The sequence below is a fragment of the Castellaniella hirudinis genome, assembly GCF_042651965.1.
GTDB lineage: Bacteria > Pseudomonadota > Gammaproteobacteria > Burkholderiales > Burkholderiaceae_B > Castellaniella > Castellaniella hirudinis.
The window spans coordinates 541986-565275 of sequence record NZ_JBHSDY010000010.1 but is presented as its reverse complement, the minus strand read 5'-3'; the positions used below and the strand labels follow the sequence as shown (position 1 = coordinate 565275).

Here is a 23290-nt window from a genome sequence, read left to right as displayed (position 1 = left end):
ACCGCATTGAACGCGGTGCGGACCTGGAAATCCTCGGCCAACCCGACCCTGGACGGCACACCCGGCTGGCCGGCCTGCCCGACGGAGCGCACGCCGGCCGCCAGCACCAGCCGCACCCGCGCCTTCGGCGGCAGCAGACGCTTGCATTGCAGCAAACGGGCGTCATCCCAGGCGTCTGCCGCGTCAGAGCCGGTCACGGTCTTCAGGATCTGCGCACGATCCACGCCCGTCACCAGGCGCGTCGGCACGGCCTCGCCCAGCCCCTCAATCTCGCAATACGCATGTTCCAGCAAAGACTTCGTGTCCGGCGCGGCATTGAAACGCAACACGAAGACCTGGTCTTCTGAAATGGTGCGGTCCCAGGGCATCACCAGCCGGGCGCGCGGCCCGCCGGTGGCAAAGCGCCGCACGTCGCCCGCCAGCGGCTGGCCCTGCAGGTCGCGGAACGCCGGATTGGGCTGCGCCTGACACGACACCGCCCCCGCCAAGGGCTTGTCAAAGACATAGACCCAATGCTGCGGATCGGTCCAGCGACCCGCGCCCTTGATGGCATCGTCGCCGCAAGAAATCAGATACGGATCGGCCGCAACGTCATTGCCCAACGCCACGGCCGGCGCATCAAAATCCGCCTGCACCCGGGCAATCCGGGCCATCATGCCCTCGGGGGAAAACCGGGTGACCGTCAGGGCCGAGGCTGAGGCGGAAACGCACAGGGTCAGCGCCGCCAGCGCGATGCGCGTAAGAAGATGCCGCATGGGGTGCCCTCCCGGGCGTCTGTTTTTATGTCCGGGGACCAGATTACCATCCGCACGCAGACACGGCTATCGCGCTGAAACGCGCGCGCATCGGACCCGGGGACGCCCTACAGATCGAAGATCGATTCGAGGTCAACCTCTTCGATCGTTTCCTCCAGCCGCAGGCTGGCTTCGATATGCTCCAGATGCTTGAGCACCAGCGTCTGGGCCTGCGCGACATCTCCCGCCTCGACGGCATCGATGATGTTCGAATGCTCGTCGGCGCGGCAACTGGTGGTCATGGGCGCGTCGTACAGAAAAATGGTCAGGCACGTCAGCACCGACAGTTGGCGCATGCTTCGAGCCATCACATCGCTGCCCGCCAGTTCAGCCAGGAGCTGGTGGAATTCACCCGTCAGACGGATGACGCTGGGCTTGTCTGCACGCCGACGCGCATCGATCTCCAACTGCTGGTGCTCGCGCAGGCGCCGGATTTTTTCCGGATTCAGGGTCTGAATGAGCCGCTGGATGATGGCGGGTTCCAGCACACGACGCATCTCGAACACATTGCGCGCCTGCTCGATGGAGGGCTGTGCAATGAACGCACCCTTTTGCGCAATCTGCTCGACGACCAGTTCGTGGGCCAGCCTGGCCAGGGCTTCCCTGACCCGCGTACGGCTGCACCCGAAGATCGCGGCCAGCCTGCCCTCGACCAGTTTGGTGCCGGGCCGGAGCCGATGTTCGAGCACTGCGACGTAGATCTTTTGATAGATTTCATCCGCAGTATGCGCCTCGGGCGGCGTGGCGGGCGTGAGCCGGCGTTTCGACATGATGGGGTCAGAGTGATCTGGGCAGTGGGTTTCGCAGATTATAGCATTCAAGATACCATTTTCCCTATAAATGTATACAGAGCAGCACACAAAATTTCCATAAAAGGGTTTTCACCACCAAGATAACGTAAGTTTCAATCTATTACAAAATAGAAATCAGTATTTATCTTTAAATCTAATCATCTGATTAATAAGAAATAAATCGGTATACATAAATTATTAAAATTGGCCATATAGGTGTTAACGATGATGAATACCTCTCGGAACACATGTCTAGAATGATCCGACCAATCACCGGGGCCCCTCATCCGGCATCAGCCACACAGTGTCGGAACGCCCTCCTCTGGGCCACAAGGAGAACATCATGTTGTTCCGAATCCCCCGCCGTACCCTCGCATTCATGCTGCCGGCTTTGGGTCTTGCCGCCGCACTGACCGTGCTTGCGCCGCAAGCGCACGCCGCGCAGACCCTGCGCATTGCCAGCAACTTCCCCTCTGATCACACCGCCAGCCAGGCGATGACGCTGTTCAAGACCGAAGTCGAACAAGCGACCAAAGGCGAACTGAAGATCGCCCTCTTTCCCGACATGCAACTGGGCGGGGCCATGGAAAACGTCGACCAGGTCCGTTCCGGCACGATCTTCGCGTCGGTCAGCTCGATCGCCTACTACACGCGCATCGTGCCCGAGTTCGAAGCCGTCAGCCTGCCCTTCCTGTTCGACTCCCGCACCGCCGCCTTCCGCGTCATGGATGGCGAAGCCGGCAAGCTGCTCGACCAGAAAATGGCGGAAAAGGGCTTTATCGTCCTGGGCACCGGCGAACTGGGTTTCCGGCACGCCACCAACAACGTCCGCCCCCTGGCATCGGCCAAGGACTTCGCCGGCCTGAAATTCCGCCTGCAACCGAATGAAGTGCACCTGGCAACCTTCAAGGCCCTGGGCGCCAATCCGGTCTCGATGGACGTCAAGGAGGTCTACTCCGCCCTGCAGCAGGGCGTACTCGACGGCCAGGAAAATCCCTACAACATCATTGCGACCCGCCGTTTCAGCGAAGTCCAGAAATACCTCTCGGACACCGCGCACTTCTTCGACTACATCAATGTCGTCGCCAACAAGCGCCAGTTCGAGCGCCTGCCCGCAGATCAGCAACAAGCCGTCCGCGACGCCATGGCCAAGGCCATGCAATGGCAGCGCGCCGAAGCGGAAAAGCTGGATACGCACTGGCGTGAACAGTTGATCAAGGGCGGCATGCAGTTCACCGAGATCACCCCCGAAACGCGTGAAGAACTGCGCAAGGCCACGGCCTCGGTGGTTGACCTGCTGCGCACGCGGGTCGATCCCAAGTTCGTCGACCTGGTCGTCGCCGAAGGCACCGCCAAATGAACACGGGCACGCCACATGCTCCGCCGCCTGCGGGCGGCGCCCCGGCAGATCCCGGCAGTCTGAAGCAGCGCCTCCTGGCGATCACCGGGGCCATTGACCGGATCTCGGCGGTGATGATCATGACCACCATGGCCGCCATGGCCGCCATGGTGTCGCTGCAGGTTTTCTGGCGCTACGTGCTGAGCTCCTCGATCGATTCGGCCGATGAACTGTCACGCCTCTTCTTCATCTGGGCGATGTTCCTCGCCATCCCCCAGGGCGTGAAATACTCGGTCCACGTCGGCATCGACCTGTTCCTCTACGCCTTCAGCCCGGCCATGCGAGAACGGCTGTTCCGCCTGGTGTCGGCGGCGGGCATGATTCTGATGGCCGCCACGTTCTACGCCGCCTGGATTGCCACGGCGGACAAGTGGCAGGAACTGATGCCGACCCTGCCGATCACTGCAGCCGTCTACTACATCAGCGTGCTGTGGTGCGTCGGGCACTCGACGCTGCACCTTCTGATCCATACCTGCTACGGCTCGAAAGCCTGGGGAGACCTGGCGCTATGACCATCACTGCCATCATCGTCTTCTGCATCTTCGCGCTCTTGGACATGCCGCTGGCATTCGCCCTGGGGTTCGCTTCGCTCGCCGTCCTGTATCAGGCCGACTTCGAACTGGTCGTGCTGGCACAACGCATGCTGCATGCGATGGACAGCTTCCCCCTGATGGCGATCCCGCTGTTCATGCTGGCCGGCGAACTCATGGTCAAGGCCGACATGATGGACCGGCTGGTCGCCTTCGCCAACAGCCTCGTGGGCCGGGTGCACGGCGGTCTGGCCAACGTCACCATCATTGCCGGAACGATCCTGGCTTCGGTCACCGGTGCGGCGGTCGCCAGCGCCAGCGCACTGGGCAGCGCCCTGGTGCCGGCCCTGCGCAAGCACTATCCGGACGGCTACAACTGCGCGGTGATCGCCTCGGCGGCCAACCTGGGGCCGGTGATTCCGCCCTCGAACGCCATGATCGTCTACGCCCTGATGGCCGGATCCACCGTTTCGGTGGGCGGCCTGTTCATGGCCGGCATCGTGCCGGGCCTGATCCTGGCAGCGGGGTTCATGGGGCTGGCAAGCTGGATCTCCTGGCGCCGCAAGTATCCGCTGACCGGCGAGGCCTTCAACGCCAAAAACGCATGGCTGCAGTTCAGGCGCGCCTACATCATCATCCTGATGCCGATCATCGTGGTCGGCGGCATCATCGGCGGCATCTTCACCGCCACCGAAGGCGCCGCCATCGCCGTGGTGTATTCGCTGCTGATCGGCTTCCTGGTGACGCGCAAACTGAAGTGCTCGGACATCCCCGGCATCCTGTTCCGCGCCGCCGTCTCCGCCTCGATGGTGGGGGCGCTGATCGCCTTCGCCTCGACGGTGACCTTCGTGCTGACCATCGACATGGTGCCCCAGCAGCTCGCGGACTGGGTCCTGTCCCTGACCTCCGACCCGATGGTGTTCATCTGGATCACGATGGCCTTGCTGGTGATCGTCGGGATGTTCATGGAGTCCAATGCCGCGTACATCATGCTGGTGCCGCTGTTCGCGCCCATCGCCGTCAACTTCGGCATCGACCCGATCTGGTTCGGCTTCCTGTTCATGTACAACCTGGTGGTCGGCATGATGACCCCGCCGGTCGGCGTGCTGTTCTTCGTCATGAGCGGCATCACGCGCACCCCCATGGGGGCCATCGTCAAGGAATCGATGCCCTTCGTGATCCTGCAGTTCATCGTGCTGGCCCTGTGCGTCATTTTCCCGGGCATCGTCACCATGCTGCCCAGGGCGCTCGGATTCTAGGGAGCTTGCTGATGAACCATCCAAATCTGGATCTGCTGTTGACGGGCGCCACCGTCATCACGGGAGATGGCGCCCGCAGGGTGATCGAGGACGGGGTGATCGGCATTGCCGGATCGTCCATCGTCCTGCTCGACGACCGGGCCGCCCTGCCCGCCCTGCCTCCCGCGCGGCGCACGCTCGGCCTCGACGGCCACGTGATCCTTCCAGGATTCGTCAACGTGCACACGCACACGATCCTGACCATGGTGCGGGGCGTGGCCGAGGACATGGGCTTTGCGCCCGCCTACACGCCGGGCGTGCCGCACGGCCACGAAGTCACGGAAGAGGAAGCGGTGGCGCTGGCGCGGCTGGGGGCGCTGGAGGCGCTGCTTTTCGGCTCGACCCTCATCAACGACAGCTACGTCCACGCCGACCTGACCCTGCCGGCGATGGCTGACCTGGGACTGCGCGTCTACACCTGCGGCCGGGTCCACGACGTGGACTTCTCCCGGGTCCACCTGGGCGATTGGCGGCACGACCCGGCCATCGGCGAACGCACCCTGAACGAGGCCCTGCGCCTGCATGAACGCTGGGGCGGCCAGTTCGGCGGCCGCACCGGCGTGCAACTCACGCCGCACGCCCCGGACACCTGCTCGCGCGAACTGTTGCGCCAGGTCGCCGACAGCGCCGCGCGCCACGACATGCGCGTCTCGACGCACCTGTCCCAAAGCCGGCTCGAGAACCGCCGCATCCAGGAACGCGACGGCTGCAGCCCCTGCGAACTGCTCGACTCGGTCGGCCTGCTCAATGAACGCCTGGTCGCGGCCCATGGCATGTATCTGAGCGACGACGACATCCGGCGTGCCGGCGCCGCCCGCATCAATCTGGCGCACGTCCCCAAGGGGAACGCGACCGGCGGACGCATCGCGCCCACCCGGGCCCTGCGGCAGGCCGGCGCGAACCTGACACTGGGCACCGACAATATGCACGCCGACATGATCGAAGTCATGCGCTGGGCGCTGTGCATGGCGCGTATCCAGGCCGAAAAGATCGAAGACGACTGGCAGCCTGAGGACGTCCTGGAAATGGCGACGATCAACGGGGCCCGCGCCATGGGGCTGGAGGATCGGCTGGGCAGCCTCGAGGTCGGCAAATGCGCCGACCTGGTCTGCCTGGACATGCGGCGGCCCCATCTGGTGCCTCGCATCGATGCACTGGGCAACATCGTGCATACCGGCCAGGGTCGGGACGTCGCCATGGTCATCATTGACGGCGACATCGTCGTCGAACAAGGCCGGGCGCTCAAAGCCGACCAGGATCGTATCCTGGCCGACGCGCAAGCCGCCTCGGAGGCGCTCTGGGAGCGGGCACGCGCCCAAATCGCCTAATTATCCACTCTGGACATCTCGCCATGAATCTGCTGCTGATCAACCCGAACATCTCCGCAAGCGTGACCTCGCTCATCGAAGCCGAAGCCCGGCGGGCCGCCCTGCCCGACACCGTCCTCGCGACAGCGACAGCGCAAAGCGGCGTCGCCTATATCGAAACGCCGGGAGAAGCCGTCGTGGCCGCCCACGAAGTCTTCCGCATCCTCGGCGAATGCCACGACCAGTACGACGGCGCAGTCGTCGCCGCGTTCGGCGATCCGGGCGCGGTCCAGGCCAAGGAAGTCTTTCCCATCCCCGTGATCGGTCTGACCGAAGCCGCACTCGCCAGCGCCTTCCTGCTGGGCGGCCGATTCGCGATCGTGGGGATTTCTGAACGCATCGGCTACTGGTACGAGGAAACCGTCGCCGCGCTGGGCATGACGCGCCGGTACGCCGGCTACCACGGCCTGGGGCAGGCATTCAAGGACGTCGGTTCGGTGGGCGTGGAGGCGCGCGACATCCTGCTGCGCATGTGCCTGCAACGCGTACACGAAGGGGCCGACAGCATCATCCTGGCGGGCGCGCCGCTCGCCGGGCTGGCCCGCGAAATCGAGGCAGAAGTCCCGGTGCCGCTGATCGACGGCGTCGGCAGCGCCGTCCGCATGCTCGAAAGCATGGTGCGCGCCGCCCATGGCCCGCGCAAGACCGGCGCCCTGTCCGCACCACCCGCCAAACCGCACCAGAACCTGCCGGCGGGCCTGTCCCGCGTGATCGGCCGGCATCCCTAGGATCATGCGATAATCCCGGTCTTCCGGCCCTGGGCGCACCGCGCTTCTGGCCGGAGCGGGCCTCTAGCTCATGCCTGGTTAGAGCAGCGGACTCATAATCCGTTGGTGCCGAGTTCGACTCTCGGGGGGCCCACCAGAATTATCAAACACTTAGGCCAGTTCTTCGGAACTGGCCTTTTTGTTTTTGGCTTTCATGTAGGCACTATGTAGGCATTTTGGAACAGCACAGATCACCCCGAATCCACATCATGCAGTAGCCTACAGGTTGAATATGCCTACGAACGGAGTCTAGTCAGGTGGAAGATTCAAAATTGTCGCCACGGCGCGCAGCAAGTCGCTGGCTTGCAATTCTGCGAGAGCCGGACACATCCCCTCAACGCGATTTCCTGTCATTGGAGGATGCAGCCGCTCGATTGGAATGCCAGCCAGGTGATCTGCTCGACAAAGGGCTGGCCGGGGAACTCGCACTCTACGCGCCGGTCCTGCATGAGACACTGTACTCGTGGCCAGTAACCCAACATGGGCAGCCGCACGCCCGGTTATTGGGCAACGGGGGCGATCCAGCGCCAATCTTTCAGGAAAGGCTGCAATACGGCGACTACGCTATGCTGCTGCCTGTGGACCTCAAGAAGATCAAGATAGAGCGATCCGTCAAGCCCGAAGGCTATGTTTGTCCGGAACGAGTGCATCGTCTCTTGCTTGAGTGGGAGGCATCCCAACAAGAGAAACCGTCCACATCGTTGATTGACCGTCTGAAACGGCTGGCAAACCAGGTGGGATGGATTCCGACATTTCCCCCAGAAACGGAAGTCGGCCCGGTCAAACAGGACATGTTGCGTGTGGACAGCGGAGATGTGCAGCGTCTTTTATCGGAAACAGTTCTCGCGCTGAAGCCGGAGGCAATGTCGGGGCCAGAATCGGAGGCAGCGCCGTCGCTCATGAGCAGCGAAACGGCGACTCCACTAGGGAGCGGACCACTGCCTCACGAGGAAAGCTTGCCCCAGACCTCAGCAGTCCCTGACTCAGGCTTGACGGTACTTGAAAGGCAAATACGCGCTATCGAAAAAGAAGCGCGTGAGCTGGGACTCAATCCCAAGAGTATTCCTCCGGGGAAGAAGAAAGAACTCCTGCCCATCTGCCTTGAAAACCACCCCGACTTGTTCACAACCAAACCCGGAACCAAAAACATCGCTTCTAAATTCGAAGAGGCCTGGAAAGCAGCAAGCAAGGCTGGTCGCATCATTCATAGCGAGCGAGAGAAGTTCACTGGCCGTAGCACAGGCAGGAAGTAGGGAAATTTCTTCCCACCTTTTCTGGTTGCACCCCCACTCGCCCCCACTCCCATACTCCGTTTCGCCATCCACGCAGAGCCACGCAACTCCGCATAGATGGTGCGGCGACCACGCTCTGGTCGGTTCAGAAAACGGAGTCCATCATGGCTTCTGCAGTTCAAAACGCATCGCCGTCAGCACACGGCGTTGGCACCAAACTCTTTGCCAGCAAAAACCTTGTCAAGCCTCAAACGGTTCGCAAGGGATACAGCATCAACGGAGCATACCTGGGGGTCATACCCACCAAGCTCGCCAATGGCCGATTACTGTGGCCTGACGTGATCGTAACCAAGCGCGATGGGGCCATCCCGGCTAACAACGAACTCGTCGCCACTGACACGAGCGGGGTGGCGTAATGCAACATGAACACCCTACCTACCCCAAGCGCACTATCCCTGGCATGCTTGGACGAATGCACACGCGTTACGGAAATACCGACAAAGATGCTGGAATCTTCGGCACCTGTTTCCAAGGGGTCGCATCATTGCTGACATCAGGCGTCGCCAAGGTCGCCCGCCTTGAAAATGACACATCAATGGTGTTAAGCAGTTCAAACATTGCCATAGGCCCATCCGGCTCGGGCAAATCAGTAGCTTTTCGTCTAGCCACTGCCCCCATCAAAACCAAGGAAGCCAAACTGCGGGAACACATCCGCGAAGCGCACCATGACACCGAAGCGAAACGCCTCGCCACCGGCGGCAAGATCAAAGCTGTCACGGCAGAAATTGGTAAAGAGTATCTGGAGGGCGGAGATACTTCCAACCAGGAAGGCAAGCTGCTCCAGCTCATCCGCAACGCCCCAGCAGACGTAGCGGACTCTGCCCTGATGCAATCGAACGCCACCGTACAGGCGCTGCTACGTCAACTGGCCCGCAACCCTGTTAGCGGCCTGATGACAGCAGAAGGGAATCAGGTACTAGACATGATTCGCGCCGAAGGCTTTTCCATAATCAACAGCGCACTGGATGGCGAACCGATGGCACTCAACAGGGTCAGTAGTGGAGTAATAGTCATCGACATGCCTCTCCTGACGGTACTTCTGCTAACGCAGAATGAAAATTTCAGCAGGTCTCTGCTACGGAGCGGCACTATCTTCAATACCTCTGGCCTGGGGCCGCGCACCCTATGCTCATACTGCCCCGAAGAATGGGTTGGTACGGAGAACATCATCCCCGACAGCGAAGCGGATCGGGAAATGAACCAAGCGTACACGGACCGCTGCCACGATCTTCTCGACTGCATGGACGAAAACGTGCGCTCAGGCATGACCAGCATGCGCATCATCAAACACTCTCAATCCGCTAAAACTCGTCTAAACGCACTCCGACGCCAGACAGCTGAACTCCTGCAGTCTGGCCTCTACCCTTCCTGCTCAGGCTTTATCAACAAGATACCCGACCATGTCAGCCGCATGTCCGCAGCATGGAATGCATTTGAAGGCCAGGAGGGAGACATTTCCAGCGAATATGTGGAGGGTGCAATTGAGGTAGTGCTGTACCACTTGGAGGTTCACCGCCTGCTCCATGCCAAGCCAGCACCTGCGCGCAACGAAGTTCAGGATGCCCAGCTATTGCTCGACATGCTGTACGAACTGCGTAGGGATGAGCGTCCGCCAACTCGCCAGGAACTGCAGAATCTAGCATTCAACGCAGGGATTTCTTCCGCTGCCCGGTTCGGCAATGCGCTGGGCCTGCTTGGTGCTGACCGCCGAATTGAGGTAACCCGCGCAGGCCGCATCCTTATCGTCCCACCTAACCGCATCCAGCCGACATCTGGACGGCTTGCCTCGCAGCCCAACATGGCGCGGGACCGTTTCGACAACTAATCATCGACACGAGCACAGAGGCGGCCGCCTCTGTGCTCCAGGAATACGCGCTATGAAACCATATCACCAACACCTGCTGGAAACCCATTCTCAGACTCGGGATACGCCCCCGGAAAACATGCCGCGCCTGAGTGACAGTCAGATTGCCGCATACCTTGACAAGATGCTGCAGACCGCCCCCCTCGCCAATGGCACGACATGCCGCATAGGCGGCAGCCTACAGCTTTTCAACAGCCTGCTGCGTTTCATGGATGCAGCCATAGCTTGCGACCTAACCAAGCTAAAAGACGAGTTATCTCTTCCCGAAGACCACGTCAAGCAGCCCCTCTGGCGTCATCTTCCCCTGCTGGATCACTACTTTCACAGCCTGTATTCCGACGACTTCAACAACTGCCCGGCAACCCAGCTTTTCTTCGATCTTCTGCCTCAAACCCGCTTCCGGTATGGCCCATTCAGCATTTTTAATCCTGCGCTGCCATTGGCAGACAACAAGCGTCTGCTGGTCTCCCAGCACTCTTTTCTTGATCTCGTGACCTGCATACAGTCGGAAGCGATCCGTATCAACCTACCACACCGAATGCAGTCATGGCAGCTCCCGGTCAACTGCAATATCCTCCGCGCCAACGCCTACGAGAGCTATCTGTTCAAACGCACCCCTGAGATCACTCTCATCGAACTGATGTTGACCTATCCCCAGTCTGCTATGGCCAATGGTGACGACTTGGATCACCGTATGACTCTCATCGAGGAGCAAAAGCTTCAAGACCAGAAAGCCAAACTGAACCAAACGTCGGCAACAGAGCAGGAGGAAGCATTTCCCGTCATTCCGCCAGACACACTCAAGCGCGACCTGGCCATGCTCTTGGGCGGCATGAAACACAAAACGATTTTCAGGGGCAAAATTGGGCATGCCACCAGCATGGAGTGGTCCCGCAGCGGCGGTCACTTTGCACGCATCATGCTGTTTTTTGACACCCCGTTGGGAAATGAGGAAACCCTGCTGCTAGGTGATCAAATCGGAGACTATTTTTCTGAGCGGACCAACGGCAGGATGGCCTGTCTGAACTGCGGCTGGAATCCTGTAGATTACCCTGAAACGGGGCGGATTCAGGCCAACGACGTCGAAAAGCGAACGCATCTCCTGCGCCGCCTGCTGCTCTGGGCGCAGAAGCACCAGTTTCTGAACATCAAAGCGTCGGCAGGCTTCCGCACGTTCACTACGTCCGACATTCCTCAGAAATGGCGTGAGCCACATCAGCCGAAGAACTCTATCCGCAAAGCACTCCCGCTCACGGAACACGGACATATCACGGCATAGCAAAAACACCTGTTTCCCTCCTGCCATGTCCAAAGTAGCCCTCCAGTCGGGGGCTACTTTGGACGCATATCCGCCACTGTACTACCTCTTGCTGATTTTTCATCGTTATGACCGTACTAGCCTGTACCTACGGCCAAGACAAATCGCTGCAAATAAGTCACGGGATCATGCATAATGAAGTTACAAGAAGACACACCAAGGATGCTAGCGTGAACACCTTCCACAATCCTGACCGATTCATGTCTGATCTCCGTCAAGTGCTGTCGCAAGGTAGGAAGCGAGTGGGCCTACTGGTAGGAGCTGGAGCCCCAATGTCATTACGCGTTGACGGTTCAGGATCCTTAGTCACTGAAGGGGGCCAACCACTAATGCCCGGCGTGGAGGACTTAACCAGCCAATCTATTAATGCGCTTGAGGGAAAACACAAAAAAGCAGCCGAAGCGATTCGTGAAGAACTAGGAGCTAATGCCAACATAGAGACCATCCTAACCCGCATTAGACTCTTGCAACAAGCATTAGGGCCAGCCAAAGTGCATGAGCTCGATTCTGATGGCTACCGAGCACTTGGATCAGAGATATGCAAGAAGATTGGCGAGGTCGTTGGTGCAGAACTACCAAAAGAGCGTAACCCTTACACCGAGCTGATCTCTTGGATCAGCGGGACTCTGCGGACTCATGCCGTTGAAATCTTCACCACCAACTATGATTTGTTATTTGAAGAGGCATTCGAAAGGTCTCATGCTTCGTATTTCGATGGTTTTACCGGCGGGCATATTCCTTTCTTTGATCCTGTTAGCGTCGCTAGTGATGATCTACCTCCGCGATGGTCGCGGCTTTGGAAACTGCATGGCTCTTTAGGATGGGCACTGGAAGGGAACTCAGTAGTCCGAGGTCGAGGGCGAGATGCTACACAACTCGTCTACCCCGACCACCTGAAGTACGAGCTGACTCAAAAACAACCGTACTCATCACTGTTCGAGCGTTTACGCCAATTTCTGCTCACACCTGATAGCATTCTGCTCACATCCGGCTTTTCCTTTCGGGATGCACACATCTGCGCGGTATTAGATGAGGCCCTGGCGATGAATGCAAACGCCTCCGTCGTTGCTTTCCAATATATGCCCCTAGCCTCGGAAGAACCTTCCTGCAAGATGGCATACGAACGTCCCAATCTTTCTGTATATGCAGCAGATGGAGCAGTCATTGGAGGGGTGAAGGGCACCTGGAGGCTCGGTGACCCGCCCAAAAACTGGGAAGAGATACGAGCAACATTCTGGGGCCCCCGATCCCCTGGCACCCCAAGCTTGTTCTTGCTTGGCGATTTTGCGCACTTCACACGCTTTTGCGCACTTGCCCAAGCAACAGACATGAATGCCCAAACAGCCCAGGATTCACCTGGGACACCCACGAGCGGAGAAATCCCCTCCACAGCTACGGTTGCGGATCCAAAAATAAGCGAGGCAACTCTGTGAGCGAGAAAGACCCAACATTCTTGGGTGCAGTTACGTCGGTATCAGGGCCAACTGTAATCGTATCCCTTGCGGAATCTCTAGCATCGGGCATAGCGCTAATCAATGGTCACATGTATCGTGTCGCTCAGGTTGGCAGTTTTGTCCGAATTCCTCAAGGCTATCAGGATCTCTTCGGCATAGTCAGCGAAGTTGGTGCATCGACAGATTTAAACGCTACCAATGGCGGACGTTGGATGAAGGTGGAACTGGCAGGAGAAGCCATTGGCCAAGGCTTCGAACGCGGCCTAAGCCAGTTACCATCCATCAATGATGCAGTACACATTGTGACCGAACCTGATCTCCTGCGTATCTATGGTACCAATGGACCTGATCAGGTTATTATCGGCACCCTATCCAGTTCCGAAAGCATCCCCGTCCAGCTATCGCTAGACGCACTCGTAACACGGCATTCCGCTGTACTTGGATCCACTGGCTCTGGAAAATCAACAACAATCGCCAGTCTATTACGTTCCATCGTCAGACCCAACCAGGATGATGGAGCACCAGCAGCCCGCATTCTCCTCCTAGATCTGCATGGAGAATATACGCACGCTCTTTCAGATTTCTCCCGGGTATACAGCGCCACACCTCAACCGGGAGAGCATCCGCTATACGTTCCGTATTGGGCGCTTCAGTCTAAAGACTTACTCAACTTTGTTGCAGGCAGCTTAACTGAGAATCAGGAAATTGCGTTCTCTGACCTAATTCAGGAGATGAAATCTGCTGTGTTAAGCACAGGCAACTTTCCCGGCTTAGACCCCCAATCGCTTACAGCAGACAGTCCTATCCCGTTCAGCCTTAAGCAATGCTGGTACAACCTCATCAACTTCGAAACCACCACATTTACTGGCCCTCATCGAGACCAACCGGCACTGGAACATCCGGGAGATGCAGAAAATCTTATCCCGCCAACATACACCCCGGCTGCAATGGGGGCGGCGGGGCCATTTCTTAATCAGCAGGCCAAAGGAATCCGACGACAGCTAAATCTAATGCGATCCCGTTTGCTAGATCACCGTTTTGATTTCATTCTGCACCCCGGACCATGGGAGCCTTCTTTGGATGGGTCGGTACAGAACGATCTAGACACACTGCTAGATAACTGGCTAGGACATGAAAAACCGGTCACAATCTTAGACCTTTCAGGAGTCCCAAGCTCAGTCCTCACAACTCTCATTGGATCCATCCTCAGAATTGTCTATGAAGCCCTTTACTGGGGCCGTGAAAAAACAGAGGGTGGGATACATCGCCCCCTCCTCGTTGTCATGGAGGAGGCACATAGGTATCTAGCAAGTACAAAAGAAGACACCCCAGCCGCAGAGGTGGTCAAGAGAATTGCCAAAGAGGGTAGAAAATATGGGATTGGCGCAATGGTAGTTTCTCAACGGCCTGCTGAAGTAGATGAAACGATCCTTTCACAATGCGGCACAATTCTAGCGTTAAGACTATCAAACCCAGAAGATCGTGCTCGTGTCAAAGGAACACTGCCAGACAACCTTGGCGGGCTAGTAGATCTCTTGCCAGTACTCCGAACCGGTGAAGCGATCATAGCGGGGGAAGCTGCCAAACTACCAGTACGGTGCAGGGTTACTCTCCCCCATCCAGAACAACGGCCTAAAAGTTCAGACCCAAAAGTTTCTGAAGCATGGGCCAATAAGCGCATTTCAGAGGGATATGACCGCGTGGTGGCCTCATGGCGAGCGCAAAGAACATTTGCTGTAATAAAAGATCTTCACATCGTACGAACTCTAGTCGAGGATGAATCTGACCGGCAAGGAGATAAGCAATGAATAGAGAATCCGTGGCATCGTCCAACATCGCATCTATCGGCTATGACGAACCATCTCAAACTCTAGAAGTGGAGTTCATCTCAGGAGCCATCTATCAGTACTACAACGTAAGCAAGGCACTAACAGAACAACTCATGCAGGCAGGATCAAAAGGCCAATTCCTAGCCTACCAGATCAAGAATGCATACCCCTACTCCCGTGTTGGATAAACATAACTCCCGGTGAAGGTAAGGCGGGTCTTGGCATCTAGCGATTGCACCGGGTGGTAGGGCGTATCTCGTTCCGCTGCACGAAAATCCACAATTGCCTAGATTAAAGAGATAACCAGTAATCCTTAGTTAAGGAAGAGGTTGGCGCGAATGCAGAATACGATCTACTCGATTTGCAAATTAAACCTATACCGAGATATTCCGTAAGGAATGCACGTTGCCACGCACTCTCCTCAACAGCCGCATTGACTACAATAACTCTGTCTGGCGGTGGATTTCCCTCACTCTGTCGCCGATAAGCATATTCTTCAACTTGACCAATAGCAGTCCTTAGACGTCCTTGAATAGAGAACGGTATGATACCCACAGATGGCTGCATTCACTGGTGCAACCGCCGTGTGGATTTAAGCCCCCCCGCTGAGGATCAAGTCTTTATAAAACCGTCCGCACCCATGCCTGTGCGATCAATACATTCAAAACAAACGCAGGAAGCGCATCATGGCTCTCTATGTTGTCAATGACGATCAACTCAAAGCTGTACAAACTACCACCTTCGCACAAGAATCAATCTTGGAACGCAAACATCTACAAGCCATGCTGCGCCAGGATGCAACGCCCTTAGGTGAAGATCTACTGGTGCTCTGCGAGGAGTTCGGTAACTGGCAGGACAGCAATCGCCGGATTGACTTGCTTTGCCTAGACAAACAGCGCAACGTTGTAGTGGTCGAGATCAAGCGCACAGAAGATGGTGGCCACATGGAACTACAAGCCATCCGCTATGCCGCCATGGTGTCCAGCATGACGCTGGATCAGGTGATTGCTGCTCATGCCCAGATGCTGGGTGGCGACAACGCCGCCAATGAAGCGCGTGATGCCATTCTCGAGTTTCTGGAATTGGACTCAGTTGACGAAGCCGAACTCAATGGCGAAGTCCGCATCATCCTAGCCTCGGCCGACTTTTCACCAGAAATTACTACATCTGTCATCTGGCTCAATCGCCAAGGATTGGACATTCGATGCATCCGTCTTCGGCCCTACAAAATGAACACACAAGTGCTGATTGATGCCACACAGATCATCCCTTTACCCGAAGCCGCCGATTACGAAATCAAGATCCGTGAGCAGGTCGAAGAAACGCGCAAAGTACGTACTAAGCGACAGGAAATCTTCAAGCGGTTCTGGACCCAGTTCATCGACAGGTCCAGTAAGCATGCAGAGCTATTCCGCAACCGCAGCACAACCACCGACCATTGGCTTTCAGCGGGCATTGGTCGCGCGGGTTTTGCTCTCACCGTGTCACTAACCGAGGACCGCGCCCGAGTTGAATGTTTCATCCGAATTGGCAAAGACAACGCGCCGATCAACAAAGCTGTATTCCGGGCACTAAAAGCTCAGCACACCACCATAGAGGCCACATTCGGCGGTGAATTAGACTGGCAAGAACTGCCGACCAAAAGTAGCTGCCGCATCTGTAAGGATTTCAACGAAGGAGGCTGGAAATCACCCGAGACCGAATGGCCAACCATTCAGGATTGGCTGACAGAAACGGCTGTGAGAATGGAGAAAGCGCTCAAAGCCCCCATCCAATCCCTAAAAATTGAAGCACTGAAGACCATAACGGGGATTGAATCATGAATCAAAAAAATCCAATTAAAACTATGCGGCTAAAAAGGTTGGATATTGAGACCAGCTAGCATGAACACCCTAACGGAATTCACATTTACCAAATAAAAATATTTAATTTAACAATAGCACCCATTACCAAGCAGCACACTCGGTTTATTGAAAAGCCATCTGCAATTCACAACCAAACCACCTATTAAATAAGAATCGTCCTATGAAAAATCCCCCGCAAGATAGGGGATCAGTGGCGGATTATTCGGATCCCCATTGACAAGATGGCGACAGCTTATCTGAAGATTTATTCCATCAGGAACAGCATTGAACTCATTATCAATAATAATAAACTGAGTCCCGACAAGTTCCCCCGCAGCAAGTTCATAAACCAACCTAAAAAACGCATCAATCACTTCAGGATTTTCAATCGAACTAACATTCTTAGTAGGTGTATCAATGATGAGTATTGAGGGCAGCTTTGCATCACCCGCCCGTGAGCAAACCCGATGCAATGCCAAAGCAAAGCAGGTCTTGAATAACGCCTTCATCCCACCGCTTCCAGCGTTATCAAAGGAAAGCACTACAAGAGCTTCACCTACCCCAAGGGGAATACTCGGATAAAAAGTCGCGGGATCAATCTCCACCCGATAGTCTGCTCTAACATCCGGGAACTTCACACGCACCAAGCAGTCCAGAAAAAGCTCACCAAGCAACTCAACGTTCTTGCGATCATTGAAAGCAGATTTCTTGGCCGCATCCAACTTAATCCGCAGATCTGCCTCATCAATCTTTAAAGCCTCTGCTTGTGTCTGCTGCTCTTGAAGCACATCTGGCAACTTTCGGTATTTCAGCATCGCATCAAGCCGTTGTTCCAGGGTCGCTACAGTGCGTTCGTGCTGCAACGCCTGAGAGAGGAATGCAGAATCATATTCCCTCAGCCGTACTCCTAACGCATGATCTGCTGCACTACGCTCTGCCACTACCTCGTCAACACGAATCTGAACGGCTCGCTTTTGAGCATGCATGCGCGCCAAGGTCTCCTTCAATTCTGCCTGCCGAGCCCTCAAGTCTTTATCGACCACTGCCTCATCAAGCGTCCCTACGGCATCAGTGACATGCTCAGGCTGTCCACACACAACACAAAGCCCTGTCTCTCGGACCGGGAGTTTTTGGGTACATCTAGGACACGACGAAAAATCAACTCCGCCCAAAATCATTCGGGCAGACGCCGTTCGCTGAAAGCGAACGGAAAGCATCTGCAATTCGTTGGAATATCGTTTAAGCTCATCAATACGCTGGTCGATCTCCGCAGAAGCCTGTTCAAGCGCGATCTGTTCTTGGGCAAGGTGTCGCGCACGGTCTCGAAGTTCCTCTGCTGCATGCGGTACGGGCGACCGCTGCTCCCTTGCGATTTTTGCTGCCTTGCGAGCCTGATCGATTTCAGCTTTGGTCAACTCAATCTTGGTGTCATACGCATTGATATCATCCAACCCAGCATCCATCAGCGCCTTTGCAAGCGCCTGCGCGCTAGCCTGCAACCCCAAGCGTTGCGTTCTTACATCCTGAAGACAGGACTCCAACTCAGCAACCTGCTCTGTCCGATAACCAAGGACATATCGCAAAGCGTCTACACTTTTTGCGCGAATCGCATAGTTATCCGAGTCCAGCCTAAAAAAGACGCTGTCCATCCCATCTTGATCTAAATAGCAAAATCTAAACAAATCTCGAAAACTCAATCGCTCCAGCCGCTCATTGGGGGTTCCTTTACGCCTACGCACATATGGCGGTTCCTCTCCCGCAAGATAGAAAAGCAGATCTGACAACACAGCAACACCAGTATCAGGCAGTACCTCTCTATCCCCTACTTTTGCAGGGACAAGCACCTGCAAAATCTCATTAGCATCCTGCCAGGAAACAGTGATCTGACTTGAATCCTTATCCCGATGCAATATCACGGGAACATCATTAATAGACATCCCCAACGCTGCCGAAAGCATCTCCGCCTGCAAAGCGGGCGTCCAAGCACTATTACTTCCAAGACAAAAATCAATCAATCGACCGATGCTGGACTTTCCGGACCCTATAGGTCCGAAAAAATAAACCACCCGCGGCAGGCCGATCCGCTCGACTGTTCTATGAAGAGATAGGTGAAGTTCTTTAAATTTAATTCTCATATATTAATTTCCTCCCCCCACTTCATATCGGTCAGTTCAGGAAACGTGGCATAAACAAAATTTTTTAGGTTTGTCCCATTACGATTTCCGAAGCTCTTTGCCACAAGTTTCGCGCGAGCAGCAAGATCCTCAAGTGGCTCTTGACCCGAAAGCACTGTGGCCATGGCTTGGCCCGCTGGAGTAGGCCAAAGCTGAACAGTATTCCCCTTCACACCGACAATCACTAGCCCCCTCGCCACCATCAGCGCAACCCAACGACGGTACCTGTAGTCCCAAGGACCATAGCGAAATCTAACCATTTTGCTTTCAATGGTTGTTCGCTCAAACTCAGTCACATCCGCCTTCCTCGGGTCCTTCCCATCAGACACCAAAGCACGCTCAAGACAATTGGGATAACGCAACAGAAAGTCGAGCTTCGCCAACTTTGTCAGCCCCTCGATAGGACGCCCTTTGTCACCTGCATGTGCAGACATAAGCAAGAGCAATCGTGCCACATGCAAATTGTCATCTCGCTCAGTAGCGGCAAGTGCGCGTGCGAGTTCAAGCGCCATCTTGATTCTCCTCCTCTAACGGAGTACCCCATGCAAATTTACACTCACCAGAAAGCATTCCGGCAATGCCCATCAGGGTATCTTTCGGCTCATGAAAAACACGCGCTGATTCCTCTTTCGCGAGGCTATCCATTCGCTGCAAAATTTCCTTGTAAATTGCTAGACCACGTGTTTTCTCATCGGCATGATCAAATGTCATCACCTCAGCATCTTTGCACTCAACCAGCACAGTACTAATGAGTTGATTTGCGATCTCATCAAAGTCATCCGGCTCGAGAAAGGCTCGCTCCATCAAACGTTGATCTGCTGAGTCCATACGCATGCGCAACGGCTCAAACTGACTGCCTAGATATGCATTTCGCATTTTCCGGTTAAGAACTTCAGCCCTACCAGCCGTGGCACCAATGCAGATGCCTGTTCCGTTATCGACAAAGCGGAAAGTCGGCTGTCGAGTCCGAGCCACCAATTCGGCTGCTGACTCGGGGGTTAAACACTTCCCTCGAATGGCCGCATCCGGCCGCCCGTTCGTAGCAAGATACCCGAAAGCACCATCTATGCCAGCAACCCGCAGCCTGCATGCTGCTTGGACAAGCCCTATCAATTCGTCCCTCAAACGACAACATGAAACCGCTGTCAACCCAGCACAACCAGGTAATTTTGGAACGACCGAGACTGCCAAAGCATCATCACACCCCCTAAGGACTGGTCCTTGCACAAATCTAAGCTTACGCAGGACACGGAAGAGCAGCACTGCATCACCTCCAGTTTTGCAAACAAGAGAGGCGAAAGCCGCCTTATATGGCTCCTCCAATTCCGAAAACGCTGAAACTCGAGAACAACACTGAGTGAGACGAATAGGACTCGCCCTCAGTGAATCTGCTCTTTTTGTAGTTGGTGCTGGCACATAAGGAGCAGCATTGGAAAAGAACTCATAGCCATCTATAACAGCCCCATGCTTGCCTTCAAACGAACAGAATCGGAAGACCGCATCGACTAAAGCATCATCGCCCCACCGCCAACACGCGTTCTCTCTACTATCAGTCTTGACCTGCACAGCAATGAAGCGACCTGTCGGAAGCTCCAGTAAATAATCATCGTGATGCTCACACCACAATGCACGAACTGTGCGAACCGCAGTCAAACTCTGCGCGAGCAACCATACACCGGCAGACCATTGATACCGAAACCGCTCTTGCGTTTCATCCCCACGATCTAAAGGCACTGTCGCCAACTCATCGACCTGTTCTGGCAGCCCCAGTGGTATGGGCTTATTGTTCTCCTGCCCCATCTCACCTCCATAGATTACGCTCATGTTACACATGAATACGTCATACTGGTGCTATTTCGGAAAACTGCGCTAAATTGCTGCACCGCCTACAGATCGGCATATCGACTCGCACATAGCTACGATCCTAAATTTTTTTACCCACATATCACCCTCATGAGCTTCCCCACTGGAATGCTCCAGGCAGCCCCCATCTGCCTGTCACTCCACTCCGAGGCTGATATGACCATTTCCTGTCCCCGCTGTAACTCCCAGCACATCACCACCCGCCACTATGGCAGCAAGACCGGCAGCGCCATTGGCGCGGTCGCAGGCGCAGCAGGCGGTGCCGCCGCCATGTTTGCCGGTGCAGAAACCGGCGCAACCCTGGGCCTTGTGGCTGGCCCTGTCGGCTCCATCGTCGGCGGTCTGGCGGGCGGCCTGATAGGCATGCTGCTAGGTGGTGCCACTGGCTGCGCCACCGGCCATGCTGTCGGTCGCCAACTCGATGAACAGGTACTCGACAACCATGAGTGCCTGGACTGCGGCCACACGTTCCACGTTCCGACTGCCGAGCAGTAACCCCATCCGTTTCTTTTCATAGCGTCTATGCCTACAGCCCTGACGGCTGTAGGCATAGGCGTTTCTGTCGTTCTCTTTCAAAGGAGCAATCATGGCTCATCTCGTCGAATCCATGGCCTACGTCGGCCAAACGCCCTGGCATGGCCTGGGCAATGAACTCGCTCGTCATCAACCGCTTGAAGTCTGGGCGCAGCAAGCGGGCATGAACTGGCACATCCAAGCCGGTGATGTGCGCTACATCGCCCAAGGCGATCACCTGGGTTCCATCCACGCATTTCCCGGCCAGAAGGTGCTGTACCGTTCCGACACCAAAGCCCCGCTGTCCGTGGTCTCTGATCGTTTTCAGGTGGTGCAGCCGGAGGAAATCCTGTCCTTCTACAAAGACCTGACCGAAGCCGGGGGTTACGAACTCGAAACCGCTGGTGTTCTCAAGGGCGGGCGCAAGCTCTGGGCGCTGGCCCGAACCGGCCAGAAGGCCGTCCTCAAGGGCCGGGATGAGGTCAACGGCTATCTGCTGCTGGCCACAGCCTGCGACGGCACATTGGCGACTACCGCCCAATTCACCTCTGTTCGTGTCGTCTGCAATAACACGCTGGCGATTGCCCTGGGCGACGGTGCTGGTGCCGTGCGTGTGTCGCATCGCAGTGTCTTTGATCCTGACAGCGTGAAGCGCCAACTGGGCATTGCAGTGTCCAGTTGGGACAGCTTCATGGTGCGCATGAAAGCACTGGCTGATTGCAAGGTCACGGATACTGCCGCAGAAGCGTTCTTGCGCCGTGTGCTGACCTATCCGGCTGCGGCAGATGGTGGACAGCCTGCCGTCAACAATCGGGCCTTAAAAAGCGTCCAGGAACTCTACAACGGGCATGGCATGGGTGCGGAGCTTGGTTCGGCTGCTGGCACGGCCTGGGGGCTACTGGGTTCCGTCACCGAATTCGTAGATCACCACCGCCGTTCCCGCAGCACGGATCACCGCCTGGATGCAGCGTGGTTCGGCCAGGGGGCAGCCATCAAGCAAAAAGCCTGGGACGAAGCCCTCAAACTCGTCGCATGACGGCTGTGGGCCGTTCAAGTCCCTCCGTTCGCACCCATCAACCCCATGAAGCCCGGCAGCGCCTATGCGCTGACCGGGTTTCGTCATTCTGGAGGTTTTCATCATGGCATTACCCAACCGCAAGCCAGACAGCCGCCCCGCCCTGCGTCTGGTCGATACCCGCAAGCTAGATCGCACTGAATGGCTGGAAGTCCGCAAGACCGGCATTGGCGCATCAGATGCAGCCGCTGCTGTAGGACTGTCTCCCTACAAAAGCCCGCTGGAACTGTGGCTCGAAAAAACAGGCCGGGATGACACACTGCCCAAACCGGATCCCAAGGACACCACGGAGCCTGTGTATTGGGGAACATTGCTGGAGCCGATTGTGGCGTCAGCCTACACCCAGCAGACCGGGCGCAAGGTACGCAAGGTCAATGCGGTGCTACAGCATCCCCAACACCATTTCATGCTGGCGAATCTCGACCGGGAAGTGATCGGCAGTCCTGCCGTGCAGATCCTCGAATGCAAGACCGCCGGGGAATACGGCGCTGCGCTCTGGCGCGATGGCGTCCCGGAATATGTGCAGTTGCAGGTTCAGCACCAGTTGGCCGTCACTGGCAAGCATGCAGCAGATGTCGCAGTCTTGCTGTGCGGCCAGCGGCTGGATGTTCACCGCATCGAACGTGACGATGAACTGATTGACCGGCTAATCCAGCTTGAAGCCCGGTTCTGGGATTACGTTGTGCAGGACACCCCGCCGCCTGCTGATGGCTCCGAATCGGCAGATCAGGCCTTGCGCTGTCTGTATCCGGGTAACGGCCCCACGGTGGATTTCAGTGATGACCGAACGCTGTCCGCCACCTTCGCGGATCTGGTCATGATGCGGGCCGACATCAAGGATCGGGAGGCCCAGGCCGAAAAGCTGAAGCAGACCCTGCAGCAGGCCATGGGCAATGCGGATTGCGCTCAGTTTGAGACGGGCCGCGTCACCTTCAAGCGCAGCAAGGATGCCACGCTGCTCGATGTCGATAGCCTGTTGCTCGATCATCCGGAACTGGTTGTGGCCTACGCCAGCACACGCCCTGGTTCCCGGCGTTTCCGGGTACTGACATGACCCTACGCCTTCTATCTATTTCCCTCTCACATGGCTCGCCTCTGGTGGGCCATTTTCATTTATA

20 protein-coding genes and 1 tRNA gene are annotated in these 23290 nt (G+C 56.4%); 17 read left to right on the top strand and 4 right to left on the bottom strand.

The features are described from left to right. Positions 1-862: 862 nt before the first annotated feature. A complete protein-coding gene (locus tag ACFO0J_RS16280) occupies positions 863-1564 on the bottom strand; it encodes a GntR family transcriptional regulator (protein WP_376814110.1) in 702 nt (233 codons plus the stop codon). Between the two features lie 364 nt (positions 1565-1928). Here ACFO0J_RS16280 and ACFO0J_RS16275 point away from each other — a divergent pair, with 364 nt between their 5' ends. The 14 genes from ACFO0J_RS16275 (at position 1929) to ACFO0J_RS16210 (ending at position 16526) form a co-directional block, all read left to right on the top strand. Next, positions 1929-2945 carry a TRAP transporter substrate-binding protein gene (locus ACFO0J_RS16275; RefSeq protein WP_376814109.1) on the top strand — a complete coding sequence of 339 codons (1017 nt, stop codon included), beginning with the start codon at positions 1929-1931 and terminating at the stop codon, positions 2943-2945. Then, on the top strand, positions 2942-3496 hold the full coding sequence (locus ACFO0J_RS16270; protein WP_376814108.1) for a TRAP transporter small permease: 555 nt from the start codon (positions 2942-2944) through the stop codon (positions 3494-3496). The genes ACFO0J_RS16275 and ACFO0J_RS16270 overlap by 4 nt, the downstream gene beginning before the upstream one ends. Next, complete coding sequence (locus tag ACFO0J_RS16265; RefSeq protein WP_376814107.1) at positions 3493-4773, top strand: TRAP transporter large permease; 1281 nt, start codon at positions 3493-3495, stop codon at positions 4771-4773. Before ACFO0J_RS16270 ends, ACFO0J_RS16265 begins: the two co-directional genes overlap by 4 nt. A gap of 11 nt (positions 4774-4784) precedes the next feature. Continuing rightward, complete coding sequence (locus tag ACFO0J_RS16260; protein ID WP_376814106.1) at positions 4785-6140, top strand: amidohydrolase family protein; 1356 nt, start codon at positions 4785-4787, stop codon at positions 6138-6140. A 23-nt stretch (positions 6141-6163) separates the two neighbouring features. Then, entirely contained in the window at positions 6164-6907 is a 744-nt protein-coding gene (locus tag ACFO0J_RS16255; RefSeq protein ID WP_376814105.1) for an aspartate/glutamate racemase family protein, read from the top strand. 57 nt (positions 6908-6964) lie between these two features. Further along, a tRNA-Ile gene (locus ACFO0J_RS16250) sits at positions 6965-7043 on the top strand. A gap of 160 nt (positions 7044-7203) precedes the next feature. Next, positions 7204-8199, top strand: a complete 996-nt coding sequence (locus ACFO0J_RS16245) for a hypothetical protein (RefSeq protein WP_368647139.1) — start codon at positions 7204-7206, stop codon at positions 8197-8199. A gap of 143 nt (positions 8200-8342) precedes the next feature. Further along, the gene (locus tag ACFO0J_RS16240) at positions 8343-8594 is read left to right on the top strand and encodes a hypothetical protein (protein WP_368647140.1); all 252 of its coding nucleotides are present in this window, start codon (positions 8343-8345) and stop codon (positions 8592-8594) included. A gap of 56 nt (positions 8595-8650) precedes the next feature. Further along, the gene (locus ACFO0J_RS16235; protein WP_376814104.1) at positions 8651-10063 is read left to right on the top strand and encodes a DUF3987 domain-containing protein; all 1413 of its coding nucleotides are present in this window, start codon (positions 8651-8653) and stop codon (positions 10061-10063) included. Positions 10064-10115: 52 nt separating this feature from the next. Continuing rightward, a complete protein-coding gene (locus ACFO0J_RS16230; RefSeq protein ID WP_368647142.1) occupies positions 10116-11381 on the top strand; it encodes a hypothetical protein in 1266 nt (421 codons plus the stop codon). A 311-nt stretch (positions 11382-11692) separates the two neighbouring features. Then, the gene (locus ACFO0J_RS16225) at positions 11693-12853 is read left to right on the top strand and encodes an SIR2 family NAD-dependent protein deacylase (protein WP_376814103.1); all 1161 of its coding nucleotides are present in this window, start codon (positions 11693-11695) and stop codon (positions 12851-12853) included. Beyond that, the gene (locus tag ACFO0J_RS16220; RefSeq protein WP_368647144.1) at positions 12850-14682 is read left to right on the top strand and encodes an ATP-binding protein; all 1833 of its coding nucleotides are present in this window, start codon (positions 12850-12852) and stop codon (positions 14680-14682) included. Before ACFO0J_RS16225 ends, ACFO0J_RS16220 begins: the two co-directional genes overlap by 4 nt. Next, positions 14679-14891 (top strand): KTSC domain-containing protein, encoded by a 213-nt coding sequence (locus ACFO0J_RS16215; RefSeq protein ID WP_368647145.1) that lies wholly within the window; start codon positions 14679-14681, stop codon positions 14889-14891. The genes ACFO0J_RS16220 and ACFO0J_RS16215 overlap by 4 nt, the downstream gene beginning before the upstream one ends. A gap of 498 nt (positions 14892-15389) precedes the next feature. After that, positions 15390-16526, top strand: coding sequence for a DUF4268 domain-containing protein (locus ACFO0J_RS16210; RefSeq protein ID WP_376814102.1), 1137 nt, complete (start codon positions 15390-15392; stop codon positions 16524-16526). Between the two features lie 200 nt (positions 16527-16726). Here the strand turns inward: ACFO0J_RS16210 and ACFO0J_RS16205 are convergent, their stop codons facing one another. Genes ACFO0J_RS16205 through ACFO0J_RS16195 form a run of 3 tightly spaced genes read right to left on the bottom strand, consistent with a single transcriptional unit; the run spans position 16727 to position 20545 of the window. After that, positions 16727-18682, bottom strand: a complete 1956-nt coding sequence (locus ACFO0J_RS16205; RefSeq protein WP_368647148.1) for a hypothetical protein — start codon at positions 18680-18682, stop codon at positions 16727-16729. Further along, positions 18679-19233, bottom strand: a complete 555-nt coding sequence (locus ACFO0J_RS16200; protein ID WP_368647149.1) for a hypothetical protein — start codon at positions 19231-19233, stop codon at positions 18679-18681. Before ACFO0J_RS16200 ends, ACFO0J_RS16205 begins: the two co-directional genes overlap by 4 nt. Continuing rightward, the gene (locus ACFO0J_RS16195) at positions 19223-20545 is read right to left on the bottom strand and encodes a dsDNA nuclease domain-containing protein (RefSeq protein ID WP_368647150.1); all 1323 of its coding nucleotides are present in this window, start codon (positions 20543-20545) and stop codon (positions 19223-19225) included. Before ACFO0J_RS16195 ends, ACFO0J_RS16200 begins: the two co-directional genes overlap by 11 nt. Positions 20546-20740: 195 nt before the next feature. On the opposite strand from ACFO0J_RS16195, the gene ACFO0J_RS16190 reads away from it, so the two are divergent. The 3 genes from ACFO0J_RS16190 to ACFO0J_RS16180 all read left to right on the top strand — a co-directional run bounded on the left by ACFO0J_RS16190 (position 20741) and on the right by ACFO0J_RS16180 (position 23226). Continuing rightward, the gene (locus tag ACFO0J_RS16190) at positions 20741-21079 is read left to right on the top strand and encodes a hypothetical protein (protein WP_376814101.1); all 339 of its coding nucleotides are present in this window, start codon (positions 20741-20743) and stop codon (positions 21077-21079) included. 91 nt (positions 21080-21170) lie between these two features. Beyond that, positions 21171-22133, top strand: coding sequence for a DUF932 domain-containing protein (locus ACFO0J_RS16185; RefSeq protein WP_376814100.1), 963 nt, complete (start codon positions 21171-21173; stop codon positions 22131-22133). A gap of 103 nt (positions 22134-22236) precedes the next feature. Beyond that, positions 22237-23226, top strand: a complete 990-nt coding sequence (locus ACFO0J_RS16180) for a YqaJ viral recombinase family nuclease (protein ID WP_368647154.1) — start codon at positions 22237-22239, stop codon at positions 23224-23226. Positions 23227-23290: the final 64 nt, after the last annotated feature.